This is a genomic window from Candidatus Paceibacterota bacterium, from assembly GCA_028697015.1.
GTDB lineage: Bacteria > Patescibacteriota > Minisyncoccia > Minisyncoccales > GWA2-38-27 > JAQVFW01.
Genome location: JAQVFW010000010.1, coordinates 1 through 25199, shown reverse-complemented (window position 1 = coordinate 25199; position 25199 = coordinate 1). Strand labels below are relative to the sequence as shown.

27 protein-coding genes and 3 tRNA genes are annotated in these 25199 nt (G+C 35.6%); 14 read left to right on the top strand and 16 right to left on the bottom strand.

Annotated features, from left to right (window positions below; translation table 11 throughout):
• Positions 1-43: 43 nt before the first annotated feature.
• Positions 44-129 (top strand) — tRNA-Leu (locus PHH50_03160).
• On the opposite strand, the gene PHH50_03155 is transcribed toward PHH50_03160, so the two are convergent.
• Positions 98-1636 carry a recombinase family protein gene (locus tag PHH50_03155; protein ID MDD3729284.1) on the bottom strand — a complete coding sequence of 513 codons (1539 nt, stop codon included), beginning with the start codon at positions 1634-1636 and terminating at the stop codon, positions 98-100. The two genes, PHH50_03160 and PHH50_03155, sit on opposite strands and share 32 nt — an antisense overlap.
• Positions 1629-2165, bottom strand: coding sequence for a hypothetical protein (locus PHH50_03150; GenBank protein MDD3729283.1), 537 nt, complete (start codon positions 2163-2165; stop codon positions 1629-1631). The genes PHH50_03155 and PHH50_03150 overlap by 8 nt, the downstream gene beginning before the upstream one ends.
• A 56-nt stretch (positions 2166-2221) precedes the next feature.
• Here PHH50_03150 and PHH50_03145 point away from each other — a divergent pair, with 56 nt between their 5' ends.
• The 7 genes from PHH50_03145 (at position 2222) to recG (ending at position 8698) form a co-directional block, all read left to right on the top strand.
• Positions 2222-2425: a helix-turn-helix transcriptional regulator gene (locus PHH50_03145; protein ID MDD3729282.1), complete on the top strand. Its 204-nt coding sequence runs from the start codon at positions 2222-2224 to the stop codon at positions 2423-2425.
• A 4-nt stretch (positions 2426-2429) separates the two neighbouring features.
• Entirely contained in the window at positions 2430-3239 is an 810-nt protein-coding gene (locus tag PHH50_03140) for a DNA methyltransferase (GenBank protein ID MDD3729281.1), read from the top strand.
• A complete protein-coding gene (locus PHH50_03135) occupies positions 3236-4402 on the top strand; it encodes a DUF91 domain-containing protein (GenBank protein MDD3729280.1) in 1167 nt (388 codons plus the stop codon). Before PHH50_03140 ends, PHH50_03135 begins: the two co-directional genes overlap by 4 nt.
• A gap of 15 nt (positions 4403-4417) precedes the next feature.
• Positions 4418-4924 (top strand): hypothetical protein, encoded by a 507-nt coding sequence (locus tag PHH50_03130; protein ID MDD3729279.1) that lies wholly within the window; start codon positions 4418-4420, stop codon positions 4922-4924.
• Positions 4925-4928: 4 nt separating this feature from the next.
• On the top strand, positions 4929-6203 hold the full coding sequence (locus tag PHH50_03125; protein ID MDD3729278.1) for a nucleotidyltransferase: 1275 nt from the start codon (positions 4929-4931) through the stop codon (positions 6201-6203).
• On the top strand, positions 6187-6495 hold the full coding sequence (locus PHH50_03120; protein ID MDD3729277.1) for a hypothetical protein: 309 nt from the start codon (positions 6187-6189) through the stop codon (positions 6493-6495). The genes PHH50_03125 and PHH50_03120 overlap by 17 nt, the downstream gene beginning before the upstream one ends.
• Before the next feature lie 94 nt (positions 6496-6589).
• A complete protein-coding gene (gene recG / locus PHH50_03115) occupies positions 6590-8698 on the top strand; it encodes an ATP-dependent DNA helicase RecG (protein MDD3729276.1) in 2109 nt (702 codons plus the stop codon).
• Positions 8699-8701: 3 nt separating this feature from the next.
• Here recG and PHH50_03110 read toward each other — a convergent pair whose 3' ends face one another.
• Complete coding sequence (locus PHH50_03110) at positions 8702-10231, bottom strand: glycosyltransferase family 2 protein (GenBank protein MDD3729275.1); 1530 nt, start codon at positions 10229-10231, stop codon at positions 8702-8704.
• Positions 10231-10306: transfer RNA gene (locus PHH50_03105), tRNA-Glu, on the bottom strand. Before PHH50_03105 ends, PHH50_03110 begins: the two co-directional genes overlap by 1 nt.
• An 84-nt stretch (positions 10307-10390) precedes the next feature.
• Between PHH50_03105 and PHH50_03100 the strand changes: the two genes are divergently transcribed.
• The 4 genes from PHH50_03100 to PHH50_03085 are packed head-to-tail and all read left to right on the top strand — an operon-like array spanning position 10391 to position 14866.
• Positions 10391-11521, top strand: a complete 1131-nt coding sequence (locus PHH50_03100; GenBank protein ID MDD3729274.1) for a tRNA (adenosine(37)-N6)-threonylcarbamoyltransferase complex transferase subunit TsaD — start codon at positions 10391-10393, stop codon at positions 11519-11521.
• Positions 11518-13731: a valine--tRNA ligase gene (locus PHH50_03095; GenBank protein MDD3729273.1), complete on the top strand. Its 2214-nt coding sequence runs from the start codon at positions 11518-11520 to the stop codon at positions 13729-13731. Before PHH50_03100 ends, PHH50_03095 begins: the two co-directional genes overlap by 4 nt.
• A gap of 11 nt (positions 13732-13742) precedes the next feature.
• Positions 13743-14465: a PrsW family glutamic-type intramembrane protease gene (locus PHH50_03090; protein MDD3729272.1), complete on the top strand. Its 723-nt coding sequence runs from the start codon at positions 13743-13745 to the stop codon at positions 14463-14465.
• Positions 14462-14866 (top strand): Hsp20/alpha crystallin family protein, encoded by a 405-nt coding sequence (locus PHH50_03085; protein ID MDD3729271.1) that lies wholly within the window; start codon positions 14462-14464, stop codon positions 14864-14866. The genes PHH50_03090 and PHH50_03085 overlap by 4 nt, the downstream gene beginning before the upstream one ends.
• 66 nt (positions 14867-14932) lie before the next feature.
• Here the strand turns inward: PHH50_03085 and PHH50_03080 are convergent, their stop codons facing one another.
• The 11 genes from PHH50_03080 to ychF all read right to left on the bottom strand — a co-directional run bounded on the left by PHH50_03080 (position 14933) and on the right by ychF (position 23365).
• A complete protein-coding gene (locus PHH50_03080) occupies positions 14933-15277 on the bottom strand; it encodes a hypothetical protein (protein MDD3729270.1) in 345 nt (114 codons plus the stop codon).
• A gap of 17 nt (positions 15278-15294) precedes the next feature.
• A complete protein-coding gene (locus PHH50_03075) occupies positions 15295-15633 on the bottom strand; it encodes a hypothetical protein (GenBank protein ID MDD3729269.1) in 339 nt (112 codons plus the stop codon).
• 25 nt (positions 15634-15658) lie between these two features.
• Positions 15659-16711 carry a hypothetical protein gene (locus tag PHH50_03070; protein ID MDD3729268.1) on the bottom strand — a complete coding sequence of 351 codons (1053 nt, stop codon included), beginning with the start codon at positions 16709-16711 and terminating at the stop codon, positions 15659-15661.
• Positions 16712-16736: 25 nt separating this feature from the next.
• Positions 16737-17069, bottom strand: a complete 333-nt coding sequence (locus tag PHH50_03065; GenBank protein MDD3729267.1) for a DUF6112 family protein — start codon at positions 17067-17069, stop codon at positions 16737-16739.
• Positions 17070-17150: 81 nt separating this feature from the next.
• Positions 17151-17456, bottom strand: a complete 306-nt coding sequence (locus PHH50_03060) for a hypothetical protein (GenBank protein ID MDD3729266.1) — start codon at positions 17454-17456, stop codon at positions 17151-17153.
• 53 nt (positions 17457-17509) lie between these two features.
• Positions 17510-17595, bottom strand: a tRNA-Leu gene (locus PHH50_03055).
• Between the two features lie 98 nt (positions 17596-17693).
• Complete coding sequence (locus tag PHH50_03050; GenBank protein MDD3729265.1) at positions 17694-18017, bottom strand: hypothetical protein; 324 nt, start codon at positions 18015-18017, stop codon at positions 17694-17696.
• A gap of 101 nt (positions 18018-18118) precedes the next feature.
• On the bottom strand, positions 18119-18439 hold the full coding sequence (locus tag PHH50_03045) for a hypothetical protein (protein MDD3729264.1): 321 nt from the start codon (positions 18437-18439) through the stop codon (positions 18119-18121).
• A gap of 82 nt (positions 18440-18521) precedes the next feature.
• Positions 18522-21452: an ATP-dependent DNA helicase gene (locus PHH50_03040; protein ID MDD3729263.1), complete on the bottom strand. Its 2931-nt coding sequence runs from the start codon at positions 21450-21452 to the stop codon at positions 18522-18524.
• A gap of 46 nt (positions 21453-21498) precedes the next feature.
• Positions 21499-22230: an SIMPL domain-containing protein gene (locus PHH50_03035; GenBank protein ID MDD3729262.1), complete on the bottom strand. Its 732-nt coding sequence runs from the start codon at positions 22228-22230 to the stop codon at positions 21499-21501.
• A gap of 82 nt (positions 22231-22312) precedes the next feature.
• Positions 22313-23365, bottom strand: coding sequence for a redox-regulated ATPase YchF (gene ychF, locus PHH50_03030; protein MDD3729261.1), 1053 nt, complete (start codon positions 23363-23365; stop codon positions 22313-22315).
• Between the two features lie 159 nt (positions 23366-23524).
• Between ychF and PHH50_03025 the strand changes: the two genes are divergently transcribed.
• Both PHH50_03025 and PHH50_03020 read left to right on the top strand, forming a co-directional pair.
• Positions 23525-24100 (top strand): cysteine hydrolase family protein, encoded by a 576-nt coding sequence (locus PHH50_03025; GenBank protein ID MDD3729260.1) that lies wholly within the window; start codon positions 23525-23527, stop codon positions 24098-24100.
• 82 nt (positions 24101-24182) lie between these two features.
• Positions 24183-24779, top strand: coding sequence for an NYN domain-containing protein (locus tag PHH50_03020; protein ID MDD3729259.1), 597 nt, complete (start codon positions 24183-24185; stop codon positions 24777-24779).
• A gap of 10 nt (positions 24780-24789) precedes the next feature.
• On the opposite strand, the gene PHH50_03015 is transcribed toward PHH50_03020, so the two are convergent.
• The gene (locus PHH50_03015) at positions 24790-24984 is read right to left on the bottom strand and encodes a hypothetical protein (protein ID MDD3729258.1); all 195 of its coding nucleotides are present in this window, start codon (positions 24982-24984) and stop codon (positions 24790-24792) included.
• Positions 24985-25199 lie beyond the last annotated feature (215 nt).

Here is a 25199-nt window from a genome sequence, read left to right as displayed (position 1 = left end):
TCATTCTTTAAAAAATACTCATAGGGGTTGTAATAAAAAAAACGGGCGAGTGGCGGAAAGGCATACGCACAACACTTAAAATGTTGCGAGGATTACCTCATATGGGTTCGACTCCCATCTCGCCCACCAGTATTAAACTTTCAGATTTTTGGCCGACGAGATTGGCCGCGCTTCGCGCGGCTGAATAGGGAAACACTGGCTCGCCGCGCACGGCGCGGCTCGCCAAGCGCAGGTTCGAGCCAAAGATTTCTTTGGCAGCAACCTTTTTCTCCAAAAGGTTGTTATCCCTTGCGATTTTGACGAGAGTTGAAGCGACTTTTATCCATTCTTTCATCGGTTCGAGCCAATCATTCTGCTTTTGTTCAATCCGTGCCATTTTCTCGTCCAGCGACTTCTTTTCTGATAACAGGATAGCTTTCTGTTCTCGGTAGATTTCTCGCTCAATATCCTGCTCTAAATAGCCGTCAAGAAGTCGCTGGAGTTTCTCATTTATGGCGCGGATTTGATTTTGCGACTCAAGAACAAAAACAGAAACGGATTGGGCGGACTTTTCTTTGTCTGTTTCCGCCATTTCCAATAACTTTTCCGCCCAATCCGCACGCAAAGAAAATTTTTGAAGCAGAGAGGAAATTTGTTTGTCTAGTTCCTCTTGGCGAATACAGGGTTCGGGACACTTCACCGATTTATTTTTCTTGGTGCAGTGGTAGTAAATATAATCGTGCGTGTTGCCATTCTTTTGCTTTTTAACCCTGTATTCGCCAGTGATGGACATTCCGCAAGAGCCACACTTCAATAATCCGCAATAATCTTGCGGTTCATACTTGGTTTTGTGGTGCGGCCTTCCTCTCTGCTTCAAAACCTCTTGGACTTTATCAAAAATTTTCTTTGCGATGATTGGCTCGTAGTTTCCTTCGTGAAGTTCACCGCTGTATTTGAATAATCCGGTGTAGAACGGATTGGAAAGGATAAAAGTCGCCCTCGTCTTGTGGATTCTCTTTCCGCCGCGGGATAGTATCCCGCGTTGCGCCAAAAAGTCAGAAATATCATCTAATCGCGAATTGCCCTCGGCGTAGAGTTCAAAGGCCCCGCGAATGATTTTTGCTTTCTTTCTGTCCACTACCACCGATTTTGTGCGGCTATCGTTGATATAGCCGATGGGCGCGGGGCCGGGATATTCTCCGCGCTTCACTTTTTGGCGCAAACCTCGCTTCGTGTTTTCAGAAAGAGAGTCCACATAGTATTTGCTTTGCCCGAATACAATATTCAACATAAATTTTCCTTGCGGCGTATTCTCAAACCACAGCGTGGGAAATTTCAACGCCGCAAGTTTTCCGGTGTCCAAAAGGTAAATGATACGCCCGCCGTCCACCGAATTGCGCGCCAATCTGTCCGCGTGCCAAGCCAAAATTCCGTTTGCTTCTCCTCGCTCTATTTTGTCCAGCATTTCGTTGAAAATAGGACGACCCGGAATTTTGGCTGATTGTTTTTCAATGAGTACATCAATAACATTCAAGTTTTCTTGCTTGGTAAAGGCGCGCAATTCTGCGATCTGGTCTTCAATCGAGCGAACCTGCTTATCTTCCACATCCGTGGACTTGCGGGCGTATAGGAAAAATTTATGTTGTTCGTTATTCATAATGGGCAAAGCAAATACTTAAAATCGCAAGGGATTTCGAACCTGTGCTTGGCGAGCCGCGCCGTGCGCGGCGAGCCAGTGTTTCCCTATTCAGCCGCGCGAAGCGCGGCCAATCTCGTCGGCCAAAAATCTGAAAGTTTAATACTGGTGCGTTTGTTTGACGAAATCCGAACCTATTTTGAACGGAACTGACCCGCTCCGCCCCGCCGCCGCTCGCTAACGCTCGCCAGCCAGCAAAAAAGTTTTCTTCGCTTTTCCTGATTTGCGCGCGCCGAATTTTTTCTTCTAAAAGGAAAAGAAAACTTTTTTGCTGGCTTCTGCTCTGACCGAGCAGGGCGGCGGGGCTTCGCTTCGGCTCGGGCGCGGCGGAATTCCCCCCACACCCCCCTTCCGCCGCGCCCTCGCTTGGACGGCCAATTTTTTCGGCGGGCTTCAAGTTAAATCTCGCCCTTGCCCCACCACTCCCGTGCGCGGGCGAGGTCAAGGAACTCCCTTTTTGCTTGCTCAAGTTTTGAAAAATTGTTATCATTAAAGTTGAAAGAAGGATATATATAGATTATACTCTATATATTATAATATAATCAAATGGCAAGCAACAAGATCGGAGTTAATATCAAAAAAATCAGAGCAGAAAAGGGCTATTCGTTAGAAAAGATAGCCCGGCTTGCTGATTTGTCGCTTAATACCATTGTTAAAATAGAGAATGGCGTTAATCAAAATCCCACATTTGAAACTTTGCAAAAAATCGCCAAAGCTTTGGAAGTTAAAATGGACGATTTAATAAACTGATACTATGGCAAAAATAAACGACTTAAATTTGAATGATTGGAAAGAATACAAAGACCTTTTGACTGATAGTTTGTGGCTGATTGGCGAGCGCGACAAATCGGGCGCGCACAACAACGCCTATCACGGCAATTTTATTCCGCAAATTCCGAATCAGATGATGCGGCGTTTTACAAAAAAAGGCGATGTTGTCTTGGACGCTTTTTTGGGCCACGGCACATCTCTAATTGAGTCAAAAAGGTTGGGAAGGCATGGCATAGGCATTGAACTTATGCCGGAAGTCGCGCGCGTGGCAGTGCAAAATATCAATAGCGAACTTCCAAACGGCCACAAAGTTTTTACGGAAGTTATTGTTGCTGATAGCACAACAAAAGAAGCGCGCGAAAAAGTTTTAGACACTCTCAAAAAGAATGGCCAAAAAAGCGTCCACATGATTATTTTGCACCCCCCATATCACGACATAATAAAATTCAGCAACAAAAAAGAGGATTTGTGCAACGCCGCAACCGTTGAAGAATTTACTACAAAATTCGGCGATGTGATAGAAAACTTTTCTGACTTGTTAGACAAGAATAGATATTTGGCTATTGTTATAGGCGATAAATACACAAATAGCGAATGGGTGCCGCTTGGCTTTTATCTTATGCAAGAAACGCTAAAACGCGGACAAGGTTTGAAATTGAAAAGCATTTTAGTAAAAAATATGGCGAATAATCGCGCGAAATTGAATCAAGAAAATCTGTGGAGATATCGCGCGCTTGTTGGCGGTTTCTACATCTTCAAACACGAATATATTTTAGTTTTCAAAAAAGTATGACGACACACGTTTTCATTGTTGATTCAACGACATTCAAACTCCACTTGGAGTATCTTTTCGCTGGCACTGGCGCAAAAGATAATAAAATTGACTTCAACAATAATTCAAATACTTCGCTCCACGCAACAACGGAAAATATGCTCATCGGCATGATTGCCGACGGGAGCAGAGTTAGACGCGGAGATCAAATCATTTTCTACTTACAACAAGAATTTTCAAAGAAAATTTTTGAGGGTAAGTTTTTTGGGATTTTCAAGGCCAAAAACGACTGGTCGTTTTTGGACAATAACGACCGCCAGCAATATCTCAAAAACGAGTTAGGAAAATCGCTGACATTTAGAACTCTTATTGAGCCGTATAAAATTTATGCCGAGGGTGTAACCGAGTGGGAAGCACTGGACGAAATCAAAAATATGACTTCGCCAAATCAAATGTTGTGGAGCTTGATATACCGAAAACTTAAAGGTAATCGCGGCAACACGATGATAACGATTTATGAGGCAGAACGATTGACACAACTTATCAGAAACAAAAACAACAGAGCGGAATTAAATTGTCGTGATAAAGTGCTTTCATTTGACGCAGTAGAACAGAAAATCGTTTGCTTGAATGAAAGGCAAAGGACTTATACCGGACGGCAAGAAGTAATAAATTTGTTGCCGCGATTGATTGCAAAGTATCAAGCCGGAAATTCTTTTGAATCACATTTGCAGGCATATATAACAAAGAATCTCGGCAAAGGAACAAATGCGAGTTTAGACGAAACAATACTCAACGGCGCACAAATTGAATGGCTCGGCAACGAGGTTTCTTGTGGTGTTGGTATGCAGAGAATTGATGTTATGCCGTCGGTGATACAAAACGAACAAAGAACACTAATTCCCATTGAGTTAAAAGCGGTTGAAGCGGACGAAAGAAATGTTATCCAAATTCAAAGATATGTGGATTGGATAGAACAGTATTATATTCCGAACCGCCAAAGCGACATTCAGCCGGTTTTAGTAGCAAAGAAAATAGTTGATAAACAATCAAACGCTTATCAACGACTGATTGACAGCTTCAACCGCTTTAATCAGACAAACAGCAATCGGTGCGCGCGCCTCAAATTTGTCGAGTTTGATTTGGATAATAACGATCTATCTTTTGAGATAGTTTCGTATTAACATCGAGCAAATAGTATGGAAAACTTTTGGCAAAACTTAACAACCGCAATGGATATTTACTCACTTATTTATTTTGCCGTTTATTTTATCTTGGGCGTATTAGTTTGCTTCGCTTTCCTAAGATTCTTTTTCAGAAAAGAGATTCGTTTATTTAACAATCGTCGTCGGCCAATAATGATTTTCAAATCCACAGGTGAAGATATGGAAGTGGAAACAAAACTATTACGCGACAGCAAACTTTTTAATGTCCCCGAAGACCCTACCGACAAACACCAAAATATAGATCGGATTAAAGACCATAGCTTGATAATCATTGGTTACAGCGAGGGCATGACAAACTTTGACGATATTTTCAACGGGGCGAAAAATGCAGGTGTACCTGCTATTGTCTATTCAAAAAACGAAATTCCCAAAGATGTTTTCGACAAGTTAAGAAATTATTCGTGGTACTCAACTTGCCAAGTCCCGTTACGATTGGTTAATGATGTTTTTACTATTCTCTCGACTTTTCCTCAAAAATAAGAGTATGACCATACAAGAACAATTTGATAAATATCTTGCCGACCACATTAACCTCACAAAGGAGGATGTTAAAAAAGTTCAGGTTCATATTGAATTACGAGAACAACTTGAAACAAAACTTGAATTTAAGGGCAAAGATAACGACGAGACCTACTCATTTTTAACTGGTTCGTATTCTCGAAATACCGCAATTCGTCCACCAAAAGATGTTGATTTTTTTATTGTCTTGAATGATGAAAAATATGGAGATTTGAAGCCGAGCGAACTGCTTAACCTCTTAGAAAAAACGCTAAAGGAAATTTTACCGGACAAAACAGTATTTCAACAAACTCATTCTGTTACGATTGAATATGATGAAGAGTTTAGTATTGATGTTATCCCTGCATTTGAAATAAACAGTGAGCTTTATAAAATCCCTCATGTTTCTGATAATAGCGATCTTTGGTTAGAATCTAACCCAAAAATTCACGGGGAAAAATTAACCGAGGCAAATAACGCCGCCAACAAACTTTTAGTACCATTGGTCAAACTTCTAAAATCTTGGAAACGAGATAAGTGTAGCTATGTTAAGTCATTTCATCTTGAATTATTAACGATAGAAATTATAAATAATTTCGAATTCGAATCTTATTCTAAAGGCATAAATTTATTTTTTGATAATGCAAAGGATTACTTAGATAGTGCTATTATTGTTGACCCAGCAAACTCGGACAACCTTGTAGATGATTATTTAACAGATGATGAGCGGGGAAATTTAAAGTTTTTAATAAATACAGAAGCTACTATTGCTAGAAGTGCGGTTGATTTAGAAGATAACGGAAAAACAGACGAGGCAATAAAGGAATGGAATAAAATTTTTACGTTTAATCCACAAAAAAAGGAATCTTTAACTTCAAAACAATCTCACGAAAAAGTTTTACCTTATGCCGAAAATCTACAATATGATATAAAAATAACTTCCAAACTCTTTAATCCAACACTTGGTAAATACAAAGAAAACTATTATTCTAATAGTAGAAAACTACCCAAGGGGTGGAAACTGCGGTTTTATGTTGATACATCAAGTATTCCCGATCCCAAAAAAGTTTTTTGGCAAGTAGTAAATACTGGTCAGGAAGCAGAAAGGGCGGGCGATTTACGAGGCGAAGTTCTTGACGATCAGGGAAGCAACAGGCGCGATGAACATACAAAATACAAGGGAACACACTATGTTAATTGTTTTGTTGTAAAGAATAATAGTTGTATTGCAAAAAGTAGATTTTTTGTCAGTATTAAATAAGCCCGCCGAAAAAATTGGCCGTCCAAGCGAGGGCGCGGCGGAAGGGGGGTGTGGGGGGAATTCCGCCGCGCCCGAGCCGAAGCGAAGCCCCGCCGCCCTGCTCGGTCAGAGCAGAAGCCAGCAAAAAAGTTTTCTTTTCCTTTTAGAAGAAAAAATTCGGCGCGCGCAAATCAGGAAAAGCGAAGAAAACTTTTTTGCTGGCTGGCGAGCGTTAGCGAGCGGCGGCGGGGCGGAGCGGGTCAGTTCCGTTCAAAATAGGTTCGGATTTCGTCAAACAAACGCACTTAGATAAAATCTATAGATTAAGTATGTTTTTAAAAAAGATATGAAAGATATCTTGTTTTATTTTCCTTCTATTTTAGGTGTTATTTTGCTAAAGTAAAAAGATGCTGAATATTCCTATTGAAAATATATATCGCATCGGTCCAAGTTATAAGAAGAGGTTTAAAAAATTGGGCATTGAAACCATAAATGACCTTCTTTTTCATTTTCCTTCAAGATACGATGATTTTTCAAAGATAATAAGCATATCAAACGTGAAGAGCAATGAGGTTTGCACTATAAAAGGAGAAGTGGTCAAAATAGGTATTTTGAAAACTTGGAAAAAGAAAATGTTTATCACCGAAGCCCTTATCAAAGATAAAACGGGAACAATAAGGGCAATTTGGTTCAGTCAACCGTATTTGACCAAAACGCTTAAAGAAAAAGACGGCATTTTCCTTTCCGGTAAAGTCTCTGGAGACAAAATGTTAAATCCTGTTTATGAGAAAATAGGAGAAAAAGAGGCCTTTCATACCGGGCGCCTTACTCCTGTTTATCCCGAAACAGCCGGAGTTTCTTCAAAATGGATTCGTTCGCTTATCAGTATCTCTCTTTCCAAGTATAAAGATAAGTTTTTTGAAATACTGCCCGAAGAAGTAATAAAAGAAAATAATTTTTTAACCAGAAAAGAATCAATAACTCAAGTTCATTTTCCTTCTTCGGAGGTTTTGGCAAAAAAAGCAAGAGAAAGATTTGCTTTTGAAGAACTTTTTTTAATACAGCTTTTCGTCTTAAGAGAAAGAGCCAAGCTTTCTAAAGAAAAAGCGATTTCTCTCCCTATAAATCTTAACAACGTAAAGCCCTTTGTTGAAAATCTTCCTTTTAAACTTACCAATGCTCAAAAAAAATGCTCATGGAGAATATTAAAAGATATGGAAAAAGACAGGCCTATGAACCGCCTTCTTCAAGGAGATGTCGGTTCCGGCAAAACGGTTGTCGGAGCTATTGCCGCCTTAAACGCGATAAAAGCGGGGTATCAGGTCGCTTTTATGGCTCCGACCGAAATACTGGTTAAGCAGCATTTTAAAGAAATTTTCAATTTGCTTAAAAATTTCAATGTGAATATAGGGCTTTTAACTGGAAAAGAAGATAAATTTTATTCAAAAAAACTGAAAAACAGCGTTATTGAAATATCAAGAAAAAAACTTCTTGAAATGGCCCTTGGAAAAACCAATGAAAAAACAGGCAAGATTCAGACGGGAATAGATATTTTAATAGGGACTCATGCTTTAATTCAAGACAAGGTAAAATTCGGAAAGCTGGCCCTTGTTGTTTTAGATGAACAGCACCGTTTTGGAGTAAAACAAAGAGCAAAACTTTGTAAAAAAAAGGGAGAAGTAACAATTCCCCATCTTCTTTCAATGACGGCAACTCCTATTCCTCGAACGCTTGCCTTGACTGTTTACGGAGACCTTGATCTTTCTTTGATTGACGAACTTCCTAAAGGGAGAAAGAAAATAATAACTGAAGTGATAAAACCTGACGAAAGAAAGAAATATTATAATTTTATCAGAAAAGAAATTAAAAAGGGCAGGCAGGTTTTTGTAATTTGTCCAAGGATAGAAGCAAGCGAAAAAGAAGATATTCAAATTAAAGCGGTAAAAGAAGAATACAGGCGGCTTAAAAAAGAGGTTTTTCCTGATTTGAATATTTTAATGCTTCACGGAAAAATGAAAACAAAGGAAAAAGAAAAAATCATGGACGAATTCAAAAGAAACAAGGGGGAAATTCTTGTTTCAACTTCCGTGATAGAGGTTGGAATAGATATTCCAAATGCCACGGTTATGGTAATAGAAGGAGCGGAAAGATTCGGACTTTCTCAATTGCATCAATTCAGAGGAAGAGTTGGAAGGGGAAAATTCCAGTCATACTGCTTTTTGTTTACGGATTCTTCAAACAGAAAAACATATGAACGGTTAAGGGCCTTAGTAAGCTCTGAAAACGGATTTGAACTTGCCGAAAAAGATCTTGAAATGAGAGGCCCGGGAGATTTTATAGGAGTCAGGCAGTGGGGAATGCCAGACAGAGTAATGTCCTCTTTAAAAAATCTACCTTTTATAGAAAAAACAAGAGAATCGGCTAAAAAAACATTGCAAAAAGATCCGTTTTTAAAAAAGAATTTTTACCTTGGAGAGGGCCTTAAAAGATTAAGAGAAAAAATTCACTTGGAATAATTATTACTGTTTTTTGCGAACCTTTTCAGTTGGCCAAAAACCCATGTATTTTCCAAGCATCCATCTTGTTTGTGCGTCAAGGGAAGGAATAGAAGCGAAAAAAAGCATGGTTGGAGGAAAGAGGACCCAGCTAAAGAGAAAGAAAACATATTTATACCTTCCAAAACTTGGCGGTCTTGGAGGAAGAAGAATGAAGCTCAAATAACTTGAACTGATAAGACCAAGCATTGCCACCGCAAGAACCCTCCCCATTACTCTGGGAAGATTATACGATATTACCGTTTGGGAAAATTCCATTCCTCCTATTAAAATAGGAAGCCATCCAAGGATAAAAATAAGAATGCTTGCCGTTGCCCAAGAAATATGCCCTTCAATAACTTCGAAAGACAAAGATATTTTTTTCCAAAAAGGTATTTTCTTGTTTTTAAAGAATCCAAAAAGAAAGTAGGCAATATCTCCGCAGCCGTAAGCCCATCTTCTTTGCTGTTTATATATGTTTATCAAAGTTCTGAAAAAACTTTTTGCGACATTGGCATCCATTGATATCGGGTAATAAAGAGGAACCGTTCTATAATCTCCGTCATATTTAAGAAAACATTGCCAAAAAATCCTTGAATCGTCGGAAACTACGTTTGTTTGTTTAAAATCAATGTCAACAAGCGCCTTAAAGCTCATTGAATGGGAAGAAAAGGTAATTAATTTTTCTGGCCTTTCCTGGTTCATTGTGTGCCAAAAAGTAGAAGAAAAAGAAAAAAGCCTTGAGAATGCCGGAGCTTGCCATATATTGTTTATAAAAAGAGGGATTGGCTGAAAGCTTGTCCTTGTAGGTTTTTCTGCCGTTAAATAATGAAATGTCAGACAGCTGAAATATTTTTTAAAAATACAAGTGTCAACATCAAAAGAAGAAAATATTATTTTTCCATATGGAATTTTTAAAGGATCAATGATTTCTTTTTTTGCTTTTTTTGCAGCCCATGTTTCATTGGCTCCTTTTCCTTGAATTTCATGGGGGATATTTTCAGGATGCCAAGAAACCATAAATTTGAAAAATTTTGAAGAAAATTCTTTTTCAATCTCAATTGCCGTACTTAAAACTTCGTTTCTTGCCGCTTCTTCGCAAGCGAGAATGACGATCATTTTTTCTTTGGGATAGTCGCTCTTGCAAATGGCTTCAAAGTTTTCTTTTACAATTTCCAAAGGCTCCTTATACATTGGTATTACTATGAGATGATAAATATCCTCCCACTCTTTAATTGCCGATATTTTTCTTATCCAGTTTGTTTTTTCATGCTTTGCCATTTTTTTATACCCGCTCCAGAGATGAAAAGAGAAATAAATAGAGCGAAAAAACCAGAAAATAGCAAAAGAAATAATAAAGACCGCAATAAAAAAGGGCTTTTTGGAAGAGAGAACAATAGCGGCAATTAAAATTCCCCAGGAAAGCGCTCCCGGAAAAATTTCAAGGCATCTGAAAAGAAATCTCTCTTTTTTATCTTTCAAATCTTTGGCTGTGCCTATTTTGAGATAATTCATGGCGACCCCACGGGGAATCGAACCCCGGTTTTCAGGATGAAAACCTGATGTCCTAGGCCACTAGACGATGGGGTCTATGGTAGATATGATAGTTTAAAAATTGAAAAAAATCAAGAATTTGTGTAGTATCTTAATAATAAGAAGAGAAAATTATTCTTTATGAAAATACTTGCCATAGAAACATCTTGCGACGATACGGGAATAGCGGTACTTGATAATTCAAAAATTCTTTCAAATATTGTTTCTTCCCAAATAGAAATCCATAGAAAATGGGGTGGCGTTTATCCTGCACTGGCAAAAAGGGAACACCAAAAAAATCTAATAATCGTTCTAAAAAAAGCCCTTTCAAGAGCAAATCTTCTTGAAAGAGAAAATAGTTTTGATTCTAAAAAAGAAGGAAAAATAAAAGAAATATTATATAGAGAAAAAGATCTTTTAAAAGAATTTTTAGATTTTTTAAAAAAATACAAAAAACCGAAAATAGATATGATTGCTATTACTGTCGGCCCGGGACTTGAACCTTGTCTTTTTTCGGGACTTAATTTTGCAAAGGCCCTTTCTTTTTATTTTGATATTCCTCTTTTTGCCGTAAATCATATTGAGGCCCATATTTTGTCCAATTTTATTCCTAGAAGGAAAGAAAAAAAATTGCAATTTGAAAAAAGTATTTTTCCCGCTCTTTGTCTTATAGTAAGCGGGGGGCACACTCAGCTTGTTTTAATGAATAAAATAGGAAAGTATAAAACAATAGGGGAAACAAGAGATGATGCCGCGGGAGAGTGTTTTGACAAAACGGCCCGTATTTTGGGGCTTTCTTATCCGGGAGGGCCGTCAATTGCAAAGGAGGCCGCAAAAAAAGAAAAAGAAAAAAAGTTTTCTATTTGTCTTCCAAGGCCAATGATAAACAGCAAGGATTATGATTTTAGTTTTTCAGGGCTTAAAACAGCTGTTTTATACAAGACAAAAGAAGATAAAAAATTGATAAATAGTGATTATAAAAGGGAAATGGCAAGAGAAATTCAACAAGCGATAATAGATGTTTTGATTAAAAAAACACTAAGAGCAGCAAGGGATTTTAAGGTAAAAACAATAATTTTAGGAGGCGGAGTTTCAGCTAATAATGAGTTGAGAAAACAAATGAAATTAAAAGCGAAGGGCTTTAATTTTTTTGTTCCCGAAAAACGCTTTACAGGAGATAATGGAGCAATGGTTGGATTTGCCGCTTTCTTAAAAAAAGAAAAAGGGAAGGACTGGAAAAAAGCTAAAGTAAATGCTAATCTTAAAATATGAATTTAAAAAACCAAAATCTATGGGAAATTGAAGAAAGAATATATGATGATTGGGAAAAATCCGGTTTTTTTAATCCCGATAATCTTCCTTCAAGGCATAAAGAACCTTACTCCATTTTATTGCCTCTTCCCAATGCCAATGACCCTTTGCATATGGGACATGCCCTTTTTACTATTCAAGACATTATGGCAAGATATAACAGGATGAAGGGGAAAAAAGTTCTCTGGCTTCCAGGGGGAGACCATGCCGGAATTGAGACGCAGTTTGTCTTTGAAAAAAAACTAAGCAAGGAAGGGAAAAGCCGTTTTGATTTTGACAGGAAAACCTTTTATGAAATGATTGCAAAATATGTTGAAGAAAATAAAGATATAAATAAAAGCCAGCTTAAGAAAATGGGATTTTCTCTTGATTGGACAAGATACAAATACAGCTTAGAACCTGAAATCGTTGAAAAAATAATAGGGACTTTTAAAAAATTGCATAATGACAAATTGATTTATCGGGGGAAAAAACTGGTTAATTTCTGCACTAAATGCGGAACGGCTTTTTCTGACCTTGAGGTTGATTATGTTGAAAAAGAAGACATTCTTTATTACCTGGATTATGGTCCTTTGCAAATTGCCACAACCCGTCCTGAAACTATTTTTGCCGATATATCGGTTGCCGTTAACCCTAAAGATAAAAGATATAAGAAACTGATAGGAGAAAAAGCAACAATACCCTTACTTGGGAAGGAAATTTTAATTATTGCGGATAAATCGGTAGATACAGATTTTGGAACAGGAGCGCTTAAAATAACTCCCGGACATAGCCAGGTTGATTTTGAAATTGGGGAGAAAAACAATCTTGAAGTTATAAGCATTATTAATTATTACGGAAAAATGATAAATGTGCCGGAAAAATACTTGGGACTTAGCGTAAAAAGAGCAAGGGAAGAAACCGTAAAGGATCTGGAGAAATTAGGGAAATTAATAAAAAAAGAACCGTTAAAGCATTCTGTCGGCGTTTGTTACAGATGTAAAAACGTTATAGAACCGCTGATTATTACTCAGTGGTTTGTAAAGATAGAAAAATTGGCAAAACCCGCTCTTGAAGCGGTAAAAAATGGAAAAACAAAAATATTTCCGGAAAAAAGATTTAAAAAAATGTACATTGATTGGATGAATAGTATTCACGACTGGAATATTTCAAGGCAAATTGTTTGGGGCCCTCAAATACCGGCATGGTATTGTTTGGATTGCAATAGTGACATTACAATTAATTTCTTAGATAAAGACGGCAAAAAGGTCAGTGGCACTTATGATAAGCTAAAAATTGATTACGACTTTGAAGAAATTAAATTGGGATTGCAAAGTTTGACTACGGATGAGAAAACAACTTATTCTTTAGAAGAGGCCCCTTGCAAAAAGTGCAAAGGGAAAAACATTTTGCAGGAAACAGATACTTTTGATACATGGTTTTTATCCGGCCAATGGCCTCTTACGGCATTAAATTATCCAAACAGCAAGGATTTTAAAACTTTCTATCCTACCTCGGTTCTTGATACTCTCTGGGATATTTTATTTTTCTGGGTTGCAAGAATGATGATGTTCGGAATTTATCTTGCAAAAGAAGTTCCTTTTAAGACAGTTCATATCCATTGCAGAGTTACCGATAATAAGGGGCAAAAAATGTCAAAATCCAAAGGAAATGTCATTGACCCGAATATGATGATAGAAAAATATGGAGCAGATGCGCTTAGATTTGCAATGGTTTTTGGAGCAAGTCCCGGAAGCGATATTTGCATAAGTGATGATAAAATTCGCGGAATGAGAAATTTTGTAACAAAAATACGGAATGCTTCAAAATTTGTTCTTTCTTATGAAGGAACGGTTAAAAAAACAAAAATCAAAAACAAAGACGATAAATGGATTATTGACGAAATGAAAAAAACCAATAAAAAAGTTACAAAATATCTGGATAATTACAGGTTTGATTTAGCTTCTTATGAAATTTATCATTTTTTCTGGCATAAATTCTGCGATAAATATATTGAATTAAGTAAAAAAAGAAGAGAAGAAGCTCAAGTAACGCTTATTGAGGTTTTAACCTGCTCCTTAAAGCTTTTACATCCTTTTATTCCTTTTGTTACAGAAGAAATTTATCAGACGATAAAGAGAAAAGATAAAAAATACTTGATTATTGAAGAATGGCCAAGCTCTAAAACTTAGGATATTTATAAATGAATTATCTGATCTATTTATTTTTTGCCGTTCTTCCCAGTATTATTTGGCTTTTTATCTTTTTGAGAAAAGATAAAAATCCGGAATCAAAAAGGGCTGTTCTCTTTGTTTTCATATTAGGAGGAGGAGCGGCTCTTTTGGCCGGATATCTTCAGTCGAAATTAACTGAATTATTCGGATTTTCTGTAAGAAAAGAAATGTTACTTTTCTATTTCTTTTTTTACCATTTCATTATAATTTCTTTTATTGAAGAAATTTTGAAATTTTTTGTAGTAAGAACAACTGTTATAAATAATGCTGAATTTGACGAGCCGATTGACGCTATGATTTATATGATTACTGCGGCTCTTGGCTTTGCCGCAGTTGAGAACTTTGTTTATTTTATAAGATACGAAGGATTATTCGGTCAGACAGTATATCACTATGCTTTTTATTTCGGCTTTTTAAGATTTCTTGGAGCCACTATTCTTCATGCTCTTTCTTCTGCCGTGCTTGGTTTTTTTATGGCCCTTTCTTTTTTAAAGATAAAAAGAAGGATGCTTTTTACTTTTACTGGAATTTTTCTTGCTACCGTATTGCATACCGTCTATAATTTGTTTATAATAAGTAAACTAGAGAGAAGCTTTTTGTTCTCTTCCGCCTTTCTTGTTTTGTTTGCTGTCTTTATCATATATTACGCTTTTTCAAAATTAAAAAAAATTAAAAGCATATGCGAGTTATGAAATTTTTTAAAAATAAAAAAGAAGAAGTACAGGGCTTTTCTTCAAAGCCGATAGAGAAAGAAGATTGGTTCGAGCCGGGAGGACAGCTTGTAATTGATGTTTATAGGTCAAATGATGACCTTATAGTAAGAGCTCCGATTGCCGGAGCAAGAACCGAAGATATCGGTATAGTTATTGAGAACGATATCCTTAAAATAAGCGGAAAAAGAGAAAAGACCGAAGAAGACATAGGTAAATCATATTTTTTAAAAGAATGCTATTGGGGGACCTTTACAAGAGAGATTGTTCTCCCCGTTGAAGTTGATAAGCAGAGAACAAAAGCAAAAATAGAAGACGGAATACTTATTATCACGATGCCGATAATAGAAAGGGAGAAAATAAAAAGCGTAGAACTGGAATAGTATTTTAGATATTAAAAAATCGGCACCTTTTACAATGTGCCGATTTTTATTTGAAATAAAATTTACCTATATATTTCGTATTTCCGCTATTCCTCCTATCCAGGTTATAAGCGCCCATGCAAAACTGCCTATAAAAACTCCAATAAGGGAATATATTATCATTTTTGTTGCAGTTGTTTTTTTGCTTGGCTCTCCGCTTGAGGCGACAAACATAATTCCTCCGATAACCACTCCTATTACAGAACCAAGAGCAAGAAACGCGAAAATCCAGTTGCTAATAGCAACTATTTTATTATACAAGCTTTCCAAAGTTGGCACTCCAAGAGTAAAGGCCTGAGCTTCTGATATCCTGAATAAGGAAATAAAAAAAAGACAAAGGGTTAAAATTTTCAGTAAAGTTTTTTTTCTCATATTTTTTGTTATGAAAATTATACAATCGCCAGTCCGGCTATAAAGTTTACTAAAACCAAGGCAAAACCTCCGATCATTACTCCGACAAGAGAATATATCATTATCTGCCTTGCAGAGGCGACTTTTCCTGGTTCTCCTCCTGAAGTAACGAACATATAGGCGCTGATTACAACCCCTATAACGCTAACGATTGCCAAAAAGGAAAAAAGCCAATTAGCTAAATTTCTAATTGCATTCCAAAGACCTGTTATTGTTCTGTCCGCAGGAATAGGAGGCGCGGCAGATAAAATAAAGGGAGAAGACAGCAGAAAAAGAACAACTGGCAGAATTAATTTTTTAAAGTTTTTTTTCTTCATTTTTTTGCAAAGTATATTTCTTAACTTAAAGAAAACTTCCAATAACCCAGTTTACAAGAATAACGCCAAGTCCTCCAACAATTACTCCGACAAGCGAATATATGAGCATGCTTCTTGCAGAGGCAACTTTTCCCGGTTCTCCTGCTGAAGATAAAAAATTATATCCGCTTGCAACAACCCCGATAACACCGGCAACAATTAGAAAGCTAAAGAGCCAGTTGGCGAGAATCATAAGAGTGGAAGCGAGCCCAATATTAGGAACAAAGCTCTGCTGAGCCCATCCTACAAATAAATTGGCAAATGTTCCTACAAATACTCCGACAAGGGAATATATAAGGGCATTTCTTGCAGAGGAAACCTTTCCCGGTTCTCCTCCTGAGATTACAAACATGTATCCGCTTACAACAACACCGATTACTCCTCCTGCTTGAAGGAAAGTAGCCAGCCAGTTGGCGAGAGTAAAAAGAGTGGAAGCGAGCCCAATATCGACGCCAAATCCTGCTCTTGCCCAGTTTACAAATAAACTAGCAAATGTTCCTATAAATACTCCGACAAGAGAATATATCATTATCTGCCTTGCAGAGGCGACTTTTCCGGTATCTCCTGCTGAGGTTACAAACATGTATCCGCTTACAACAACACCGATTACTCCGATAACTGCTATAAGTCCAAGCAGGAAATTAGCAATATTTGTAATTGCAGAAGTTATCCAAATTTCTGCCGGATTTCCGACTGCAAAACCGACTTGTGCCCAATTTACTATTGTCCATGCTACGGCTCCAACTACCGCTCCGACAAGAGAATATATCATTATTTGCCTTGCAGAGGAAACCTTTCCCGGTTCTCCGCTTGATGAGATAAACATATAAGCGCTTATTACAATTCCAATAACACTAACAATTGTTATAAGTCCAAGCAGGAAATTAGCAATATTTGTTAGTTGAGTGCTTATATTGCCTATCGGTCCTGCCACAATTCCTCCTCCTGGAGGAGCACCTGCGATTTGTCCGATTGCAGCAAGGAAAGGAAAAAGCAAAAAAGAAAAAAGCAGAGACGTAACTATAATCTTATTTTTCATTTAAATTGAAAAAACTTTAATTTAATTAAAGTATTTCGTTTACTACCCAGTTTACAAGAATAACGCCAAGTCCTCCTACAAGCACCCCAACAAGCGAATATATAACCATTTGTCTTGCAGATGCGGCCTTAGTTGCGTCTCCGGCAGAGGAAACAAACAAATATCCGCTTACAACAATCCCAATAACACCGGCAACAAGCAAAAAGCTAAAGAGCCAGTTGGCGAGAGTCATTAAACTTTCAAGTATTCCGGCTACGCTGCCTGAAGTTGGTAAGGGTTGATATGTTCCTGCCGCAAAAAGAGCGAAAGGAGCAATCAGAAGAGAAAGAGCAAAAACCGATAAAGCTATTTTTTTCATATTTTTAAAACAGAAATTTTTTATGCTGGTTATTTTTATTTGTTATAAATAAAATGCCGGATAAAACAAATCTTGTTTATTTTATAAATTTATTATTGCGTTAACAAGACCTCTTGCAAAAGCGCCGATAAGCACGGCAATTAAAGCATAAATTATTATCATTTTTGCAGAATTGGCTTTTCCCGGGTCTCCGGCTGAAAGAAGAATCATTATTGACCCGATTACAATTCCAATTACCGCTCCGACAACAAGAAAACTAAAAAGCCAATTTGCCGCTCTTAAAAACATGGCTTCTATAGTAGAAACTCCCTGAGCAAAAACCGAAAAGAAAGGAGCAAGCAATAAAAAAGAAAGAATAAACAAATTTAAAAGGGATGTTTTTTTCATTACGGTTATTATATAAAAAAGAAAAAAAATTGTAAATAGCAATTTTTATATTTTGGTGCCTCTGGCAGGATTTGAACCTGCAACCCTTTAGGGGACAGCGTCCTAAGCGCTGCGCGTATGCCAGTTCCGCCACAGAGGCCTTTATATGTTTATATAATACATCAAAAAGAAGAACAAAAAAAGGCAGGAAATCCAATATGGAATTATAGAGATCCTGCCTTCTTAACTGTTTGGCGACTAACTGGTAATCATATTGTCTACAAAGTTTACTAAAACTTGGGCAAGAAGGGCTACTAAAACGCCAACCAAGGCGTAAATTACCCAATTTCTTGCTGTTGCCAATTTGTCTGCATCTCCTCCTGAACCAAGAAAAGTAAACCCGGCAGCTACGATAGAAATCGCCGCTGCGGCCATTAATATAGTAAACAGCCAGTTGGCAATAGTTTTCATAACTACAACAAGGTCGGCGGTTTCGGGAAGTTCTCTGTCTTGCGCAAGTCCGAGAAAAGGAACGGACAATACGCTTAATGCGATAATACTAAGCAGTAGTGTTTTTTTCATCTTTCTAAGAATTTATTTTGATATAATTTCTTTAAAATCGACCTTTATTTATCCATTATATATAATAGTTTGAAAACTTACAATGGCAAAGAAGAATTTTCCTATATTCCAAGTATGTTTCTTATTATACTTATTAAAACATTAGCCGTGACGATAATAGCAACTCCAATTAAGGCAATAACGATTATATTTCTTCCCGTTGTTACTTTTCCCGGATCTCCCCCTGAAACCAGCAAATACCAAGCACCGACAACTATGGCTACGGGAGCTGCGGCCAGAGCAACTGTCTGCAGAAAGCTAATAATTGCATTTATCAGATCTACGATATTTGATACATTGCTTAAGGGGTTTGGCAAACTTACGGCCATTGTAAAGAGCGGGAAAACAATAATGGTCAAGACAAAAAAAACTAATATCAACATTGATGATTTCATTATAGATAATAATACATCAACAAAAAAAGAGGTCAAGCCTTTTTGGCTGTATAATCAAAAGAAAGCGGTTTTATTTTCCTCTCATTTCATTTAGTTTGCACCAATAGCAGTCTTCTTTCTTGCATCCTTTGTTTAAAAAAGAAAGGGACAATATTTCTTTTGCCGTTTTTTTGATCATTTCTTCCATTTCTTTTTTTTCTTCCTTTCTTATTTCTATTTTTTCTTTTTTGTAAAAATTTCTTTCGTTTGGTTCTATAAAGTCAATTTCCCCGGAAGCCATCTTGTATTTTCCCTTCTTGTATTTATCAAGAAGGAGATTGTAGAAAATAAGCTGTCTTTTTATATTTCCATCCGAATTTTCCGTTTTTCCCTCAATGTAGTTTTTGCTTCTCGGTTTTCCCGTTTTATAGTCGACAACGTTTACGTTTCCTTTGGAGTCCAAGAATTCTATTTTGTCAATTTTTCCGCTTAATAGAATATCCGGAGAGAATAATACACCCTTAATCTTAAATTCCGAAAGGATATTTGTTGCCCATTTTCCTTTATAAAATTCATAATATCCGCCAAGAGCTTTTTCTCCTTTCCTTTTTAATTCTTCAAAATCAGAGTTTTCAAGGTTTTTCCGTTTCAAATAATGGGAAAATTTAAGAAGAAGGAAATTTTTATCCGTTTTCTTATATCTCAAAGATTCAAAAAAATCCTTAAGAGCGTCATGGACGGCAATTCCATATATTTGATGTTTTTCCGGGCTTTTTGGAATTTTAAGAAGATTGGAATAAAAATATTTTAACGGGCATTGCAGGTAATTATTAAGGCCGGTTGCCGATAATCCTTTTGAAAGAAAGGTGTTTTTAATTAGGTTTTTGTCTTTAATTTCTTCTGTTTTTGGCAAGGAAGGAGTAAAAATCAATTTTTCTTCCGTTTTTCCTTCAATTTTTAAAAAGGAGCCGTTTTTAATCTCCTGGATAAATCTTGAGGGGAGCTGCTCTCTTTCTTCTTCGTTCTTATCAGAGTAAGAAATAAGAACTTCCTTTTTTGCTCTTGTAAGAGCTACATAAAAAAGTTTTCTTTCATCGTTGTTTTCGTCTCCTTCTTCTATTTTGTTTTTTGAAAGGGAGAAAACCAAAGGGGAAAGAGGAAGGATATTCCTATTTTTTCTGTCTCCCCAATGTCCGTATGTTGCTTTTGATATATATACGCAATCAAATTCAAGACCCTTTGCCCTGTGGGCGGTTAAAAGGCGTACTTTTTTAGAAGAATAATTTGCAGATGTTTTTTTTATTGGTAATCTGTATTTTTCCGCCAGCTCAAGGTATTCCATGAATTCCTTAAGCCCTTTTCTTTCGTATTTTTCCGCTTCTTTGAAAAAAACTTTCAATTTGTTAATTTTATCAATAGAATCAGGTTTATCCAAAAGATATGAAAGAAAGCCAGAATCATTAATCACTTTTTCTAGAAAAAAGGTAAACCGGTCGTTTTTTGAGGAAACAGCAAAAGAAGAAAGCATTTTTAAGAAATTGACTATTGTTCTTTTTGAGTAAAGAGTTGAAGAGTCGATGTCTTTTGACCTTATAATCCCGTATAGAGGTTTTCTTTTCAATTGTGATTCTTTAATAAGGGTGAAAATATCAAGAAAATCTATTTTCAAAAAGTCCAGATGCATAGCTTCTATCATTTTTTCTTCATTTCCAAATTCGTTTATGGCAGAAAGGAGGATTACAAGCTTTTTAATATCAATATCGTTTGTCAAAAGTTCTTCCGATTCAACGGAAAAGGGAATTCCTTTTTTTTGGAGAAAACGGGCAATTGGCAAACCGTCTTTGTTATCTCTATAGATAACGGCAATTTCTGAAGGGTTTATTCCTTTCTTTATTTTTTCTCCAATGTCTTCGGCTATAAAAAGGTTTTCGCTTTCATTTTTGTAAAAAGATAATATTTTGATTTTTTTACTTTTCTGTTTTGATACTGTTTCTAGTTTTGAAGAAATAATATCATTTGCCGCGTCAACAATATCTTTTGTCGAGCGATAGTTTTTTTTAAGCTTTATCACTTTCATTTCCGGATAAAGAGATTTGAAATGATTAAAATTAAGAAGAGACGCCCCTTGAAATCTGTATATTGCCTGCTTTTCATCTCCGACAATAAAGATGTTGGGAAAATTATGAAAAGAGGCGATAAGCTCGAGTATCTTATTTTGTCCGTTGTTTGTATCTTGGTGCTCATCAATTAAGATGTATTGATACTGTTCTTGCAAAGAAAGAAGAAGGTCTTTATTTTTAGAGAGCGCCTTTAAAACTTCCATTATCATATCGCTGTAATCGTATACTTTTAGTGCTCTGAGTTCTTTTTGGTATTCTTTGTATACAACGGAAAGTTCTTTGTTTTTTTCAATGCGTTTCCATATTTTTTGAAATTCTCCTTTCATTTTTCCTTCATGTTTTCCTTTTTGATGGAATACTGTGGGATTTTTTTCAAATTCTCCTTTTTCTCTTTTGGTTATTTTAGATAAATCTTCTGGTCCTATTCCTTCTCTTTTTAATTTATCTATGGAAGAGATAACAGCTTTAAGATAAAAGAAAGGATCTCCGTAGGGTTTTAATATTTTTAAAGAGCTTTTCTCAATTATTGACTTAATGATTTTAACCTGGTCTGTGTCTGTAAGAGTTGTTGATCCGGCTATTTCCGGGAAATCTTCCGGTCTTGTGTTTATGATGTTATTGCAGAATCTATGAAAGGTTGAAATATTAACAAGATAGCCGGAGCTTCCGATAATCTTGACTAAATTAGAACGCATTAAAAAAGCCCCCGAATCGGTAAAAGTAAGGGCCAGTATATTTTCCGGTTCAATATCGGTTTTTTTGAGAATATTTGCAATTCTTAATGTAAGAATTCTGGTTTTTCCCGTTCCCGGTCCGGCAATAACCATTACAGGGCCTTCTATAAGGTCAACTGCTTTTTTTTGTTCTAAATTAAGCTTGTTGTATAATTCTTTGAAGGACATAAAAACAACCGCAGGGTTTTATTAATCCGGCAGCATATCTCTTTCTTTAGCGAATTTCAAAAACAATGCTTACGTTTGAGACAATTTTGTTTTCTCCAAATCCTATTTCAGGCCCTCCTCCCATTCCAAAATTCATGTTGTCTCTGTAAAGAGGTATGTTTAGCTTATCTGTTGTTTCTGAAAAAGAAACGATTCTTTTTACTTTTACATCAAGTTGAGATGCTATTTTTTCTGCTTTTTCTTTTGCTTTAATAATAGCTTCCTCTCTTGCCATTTCTCTTAGTTCTTCTTCTTTTTCTACTGAGAAAATCAAGTTTCCGGCCTGGTTTATTCCTTCTTTTGTCGCTCCGGAAATAATTTCGCCTGTTTTTCCAATCTCCCTTATTTTAACTTCCAAAGAATGAAGGACTTCGTATCCACTAATATATCCTTCCATTCCTTTGTCATATCTGTAAAGGGGATAAATATTAAAAGAGATTGTTTTAATATCCTTTTCTTCAATTCCTTCTTTTTTTAAAAAATCAATAACTTTATCTGTTTTATTTGTATTTTCCTCCATTGCCTTATCTACAGTTTCTTTCTCGCTTCTTATTGAAAGCTGGATTGAGGCGATATCCGGCTTTGCAAAGGACTCTCCTTCTGCAGAAATTACAATGGTTCTTGTTTCTCCGCTTAAGTATTTTCTTTCTTCAATTCCGTTTGCAATCAAAATTCCGATATATACGGTAAGAAAAAGCAGAGAGAGGGTTGCTACCGAAAAAAATGATTTGTTATTCATATTTTTTATTTATTAATATTTTTTATTTTCAAAATAATTATAGCACAAATTAATTTTAAAAGAAAAAGGAGGAAAATGGCTTTTATCCGTGCTTTATTTCCACAATATCTCCATCCTTAACAATATATTCTTTTCCTTCTGTTTTTATGGCTCCCTTTTCTTTGGCGTTTTGCCAACTTTCAAATTTTAAGAAATCATCATAACTTATAACATCCGTCCTTATGAATTTATCGGAAAAGTCACTGTGTATTTTTCCTGCGGCGCTTTTTGCCGTTTCTCCTTTTTTAATAGTCCAGGCCCTTGTTTCTTTCTTTCCGGTTGTTAAAAAGGAAATAAGCCCTAAAATTTCGTAAGATTTTTTGATAATAAGGTCAAATTCCGTGTTTTCTTTCATTCCCAAAGAAACTCTTTCTTCTTTTGTAAACTCGGATGTTTCAAATTCCGAAAGAATGTCGACAAGAATAAAAGGCCAGTTGTTTTTTCTAAAGCTTTCTTTTATTTCTTCACTTAGCTCTTTCTCTTCTCCGTTTAAAAGGTAAATCCTTGGTTTAAAGGTGAGAAGTTGGTATTTTTTAAGAATGTTTTCTTCTTCTGTTGTCCATGTTTTTTCAATAAGAACATTATTTTCATTTAGTAAAGCAAAGGCCTTTTCCAAGGTTTCCAGTTCTCTTAGTGCTTCCTTTGTTTTTTCTTTCTTAATGCTATGTATTCTTTTTTCTATTGTTTCGATGTCTTTTAAGATAAGCTCTGTATCAAGTATTTCTTTTTCTTTTAAAGGGTTAACTTCACTTTCCACGCTTAAAACGTCTTTTTTTGTAAAAAAGCGCAATACGTATATTATTGCATCGACTTCTCTGATGTTTGCCAAGAATTTGTTTCCCAGACCTTCTCCCTTGCTTGCCCCCTTAACAAGTCCGGCTATGTCTATAAACTCAACTGTTGCGTATGTTTTTTTTTCTGATTTTGATAATTCTGCAAGCTTGTCTATTCTTTCGTCAGGAACAATAACAACGCCTACATTGGGATCAATGGTGCAAAAAGGATAATTAGCGCAATCAACCTGTTTTTTTGTCACTGTTTTGAAGAAGGTTGATTTGCCTACGTTTGGAAGGCCTACTATTCCGATTGATAACATATTTTTTTTGGTTAGTTTGTTTCTAGTGAATAATAGTCTATTTTTCTGTTTATTTCAAATTTATTTTTTGTTATTTTTTAGTATAATTTTTATTTTTTGCAATATAGAAATATTTTTGGTAATATTTAGTAATAAATTTAAAAATTATTTAATAGATTTATGAATACGGCTCTTATATTAATAGACTTTATAAATGAAATAGTTAATGAAAAAGGAAAGCTATCATCAAAGGGTTATTTTTCTTTTGCAAAAGAGAATAATGTTTTTAAAAATATTTCTTTTATTATTGAAAAAGCTCGTCAAAAAAATATTTTAATTATTCATGTTAAGGTTGGCTTTTCGAAAAATTATAATGAACAACCAAAAGAATCTCCTTTGTTTGGAAAGGCGAAAGAATTCCAAGCATTAAAATTAAATACATGGGCAACTGACTTTTATAAAGAAATAGATATAAAAGAGGAAGATATTATAATTATAAAACACAGAGTTAGTGCCTTTTATTCTACATCGTTAGATTTGGTTTTAAAAAATAATAATATAAAATCGGTTATTATAGCAGGGGTTGCCACTGATTTGGCAGTTTCGAGCACGGTAAGAGATGCTCATGATAGAGATTATAAGGTGACTATTGTTTCTGATTGTTGTATTGCTGGAAATATTAAAGATCACGAAGGGGCACTTTTATCTTTAAGTAAAATATCCGATATAAAAAAATCACAAGAATTATTTATTTAAAATATTGACAAAAAGATATGATGATATATTATAAAACTAGAAACGCCTCAGCCAGCCGTAAGGTCCGCTGAGGTTTTATTTTATGAAAACAATAATTTTTATAGATGGTCGCAATTTTATTAGCAAAATAAACTCTATTCTTAATTCTACTGGAAAAAAAGAGAAAGAAGTAGATTTCTCTATTTATAATTTTTCTGGCCTATTAGATAAAGTCTTATCAGGAGTTGATATAGATAGAAAATTATTTTATATAGGCAGGGTTTCTAAACACAAAGAAACAGAAGAAAAATCTACTGAATTAGTGGAAAAACAAAGAAAATTAAAAAAACATTTAGAAGAACAAGGATTTGAAGTTATTTATGCTGGTAAAGTGAGAGGACACGAAGGAAAATGCCCCAAAGGTCATAGTTTTTTAATATTTAAAGAAAAGGGAGTAGATGTTAAGATTGCCGTTGATATGATTACCTTTGGCAATAAAAAAGAATTAAAGACAGCGATTATAGCAAGTTCTGATTCGGATTTACAACCAGCCATAAAAGAATTGAAAAATCAGAAGATAGAACGGATTTATCTTGGGTTTGAGGATTCTCCAAATAAAGGTATAACTTTTACAACTAATCGCACGATTCTTATTAGAAATTCAGAAGTAACTGAATTTATTGGTAAAACTTTGATATAAGATTATTTTATTATTTTGCAACTTCTATTTTTAGTATTTTTCCTCTTTCGTCTCTATTTGTGATTATTCTCCCATATCTTGGAGAGGGTAGGGTTATTTTGAAGGTAAATGGTATTAAATTTGCCTTGTTTCTTGTTATTTTGTCTGTGTTTTCTCTCATTTCGCCCGTATCTTCTCTTATTTCATCAGATATAGTCGTGTTCACTCCGTCCCGATTGATAGCATTTTTGTTTTGGTTAATTTTGACTTATGTCTTTTTTCTTAATTTTAACTATAAAAAACTTTATCAATATAAAAAAGGGATTAATCCTGTTTTCTTTTTTAATGCAACTTCAGATAGAAATATTAATTTTTCAGCTTCTTTATGGGATTTCTTATCTAAAAATCTGAAATTTATTTTGTTTCCTTTTATCTCTATTT

What these genes read in the sequence shown, in the direction of transcription:
- PHH50_03140 (MDD3729281.1), top strand. Translation starts at nt 2,430, where the DNA reads ATGGCAAAAATAAACGACTTAAATTTGAATGATTGGAAAGAATACAAA.
- PHH50_03135 (MDD3729280.1), top strand. Translation starts at nt 3,236, where the DNA reads ATGACGACACACGTTTTCATTGTTGATTCAACGACATTCAAACTCCAC.
- PHH50_03070 (MDD3729268.1), bottom strand. Translation starts at nt 16,711, where the DNA reads ATGAAAAATAAGATTATAGTTACGTCTCTGCTTTTTTCTTTTTTGCTT.
- PHH50_03155 (MDD3729284.1), bottom strand. Translation starts at nt 1,636, where the DNA reads ATGAATAACGAACAACATAAATTTTTCCTATACGCCCGCAAGTCCACG.
- PHH50_03125 (MDD3729278.1), top strand. Translation starts at nt 4,929, where the DNA reads ATGACCATACAAGAACAATTTGATAAATATCTTGCCGACCACATTAAC.
- PHH50_03025 (MDD3729260.1), top strand. Translation starts at nt 23,525, where the DNA reads ATGAATACGGCTCTTATATTAATAGACTTTATAAATGAAATAGTTAAT.
- PHH50_03090 (MDD3729272.1), top strand. Translation starts at nt 13,743, where the DNA reads ATGAATTATCTGATCTATTTATTTTTTGCCGTTCTTCCCAGTATTATT.
- PHH50_03020 (MDD3729259.1), top strand. Translation starts at nt 24,183, where the DNA reads ATGAAAACAATAATTTTTATAGATGGTCGCAATTTTATTAGCAAAATA.
- PHH50_03060 (MDD3729266.1), bottom strand. Translation starts at nt 17,456, where the DNA reads ATGAAAAAAACATCCCTTTTAAATTTGTTTATTCTTTCTTTTTTATTG.
- PHH50_03085 (MDD3729271.1), top strand. Translation starts at nt 14,462, where the DNA reads ATGAAATTTTTTAAAAATAAAAAAGAAGAAGTACAGGGCTTTTCTTCA.
- recG (MDD3729276.1), top strand. Translation starts at nt 6,590, where the DNA reads ATGCTGAATATTCCTATTGAAAATATATATCGCATCGGTCCAAGTTAT.
- ychF (MDD3729261.1), bottom strand. Translation starts at nt 23,365, where the DNA reads ATGTTATCAATCGGAATAGTAGGCCTTCCAAACGTAGGCAAATCAACC.
- PHH50_03095 (MDD3729273.1), top strand. Translation starts at nt 11,518, where the DNA reads ATGAATTTAAAAAACCAAAATCTATGGGAAATTGAAGAAAGAATATAT.
- PHH50_03080 (MDD3729270.1), bottom strand. Translation starts at nt 15,277, where the DNA reads ATGAGAAAAAAAACTTTACTGAAAATTTTAACCCTTTGTCTTTTTTTT.
- PHH50_03100 (MDD3729274.1), top strand. Translation starts at nt 10,391, where the DNA reads ATGAAAATACTTGCCATAGAAACATCTTGCGACGATACGGGAATAGCG.
- PHH50_03145 (MDD3729282.1), top strand. Translation starts at nt 2,222, where the DNA reads ATGGCAAGCAACAAGATCGGAGTTAATATCAAAAAAATCAGAGCAGAA.
- PHH50_03035 (MDD3729262.1), bottom strand. Translation starts at nt 22,230, where the DNA reads ATGAATAACAAATCATTTTTTTCGGTAGCAACCCTCTCTCTGCTTTTT.
- PHH50_03110 (MDD3729275.1), bottom strand. Translation starts at nt 10,231, where the DNA reads ATGAATTATCTCAAAATAGGCACAGCCAAAGATTTGAAAGATAAAAAA.
- PHH50_03040 (MDD3729263.1), bottom strand. Translation starts at nt 21,452, where the DNA reads ATGTCCTTCAAAGAATTATACAACAAGCTTAATTTAGAACAAAAAAAA.
- PHH50_03130 (MDD3729279.1), top strand. Translation starts at nt 4,418, where the DNA reads ATGGAAAACTTTTGGCAAAACTTAACAACCGCAATGGATATTTACTCA.
- PHH50_03075 (MDD3729269.1), bottom strand. Translation starts at nt 15,633, where the DNA reads ATGAAGAAAAAAAACTTTAAAAAATTAATTCTGCCAGTTGTTCTTTTT.
- PHH50_03050 (MDD3729265.1), bottom strand. Translation starts at nt 18,017, where the DNA reads ATGAAAAAAACACTACTGCTTAGTATTATCGCATTAAGCGTATTGTCC.
- PHH50_03150 (MDD3729283.1), bottom strand. Translation starts at nt 2,165, where the DNA reads ATGATAACAATTTTTCAAAACTTGAGCAAGCAAAAAGGGAGTTCCTTG.
- PHH50_03065 (MDD3729267.1), bottom strand. Translation starts at nt 17,069, where the DNA reads ATGAAAAAAATAGCTTTATCGGTTTTTGCTCTTTCTCTTCTGATTGCT.
- PHH50_03045 (MDD3729264.1), bottom strand. Translation starts at nt 18,439, where the DNA reads ATGTTGATATTAGTTTTTTTTGTCTTGACCATTATTGTTTTCCCGCTC.